Source organism: Neisseria sp. P0021.S006 (genome assembly GCF_051956895.1).
Map to the genome: position 1 here is coordinate 1 of NZ_JBQCWZ010000759.1, position 681 is coordinate 681.

At 57.0% G+C, this 681-nt stretch carries 1 protein-coding gene; it reads left to right on the plus strand.

All coding sequences use genetic code 11. The annotated features are described in order from the left end of the window. Positions 1 to 681: CarD family transcriptional regulator (locus tag ACTHUM_RS16940; protein WP_440403548.1), on the plus strand; the 681-nt coding region annotated here is incomplete at both ends.

A 681-nucleotide genomic window follows, 5' to 3' on the forward strand; every position in this document is an offset into this window, starting at 1 on the left:
AATCAATATCGGCGATCCTGTTGTACACGAAGAACACGGTATCGGCCGATATATGGGCTTGGTCACAATGGACTTGGGCGACGAAACCAACGAAATGATGTTGCTCGAATACGCGGGCGAAGCGCAGCTTTATGTGCCTGTTTCGCAACTGCATTTAATCAGCCGCTACTCTGGTCAGGCGCATGAAAACGTCGCCCTGCACAAGCTCGGCAGCGGCGCATGGAATAAGGCAAAACGCAAAGCCGCCGAAAAAGCGCGCGACACCGCCGCCGAGTTGCTCAATCTCTACGCCCAACGCGCCGCCCAATCGGGACACAAGTTTGAAATCAACGAGTTGGATTATCAGGCATTTGCCGACGGCTTTGGCTATGAAGAAACCGAAGACCAAGCCGCTGCCATCGCCGCTGTGATTAAGGATTTGACGCAGGCGAAGCCGATGGACCGCCTAGTGTGCGGCGATGTCGGTTTTGGCAAAACCGAAGTCGCCCTGCGCGCCGCGTTTGTGGCGGTGATGGGCGGCAAACAGGTCGCCGTACTCGCCCCAACCACGCTTTTGGTCGAGCAGCACGCGCAAAACTTCGCCGACCGCTTCGCCGATTTCCCCGTGAAAGTCGCCAGCCTTTCACGTTTCAACAACAGCAAAGCCACCAAAGCCGCGCTGGAAGGCATGGCGGACGGTAC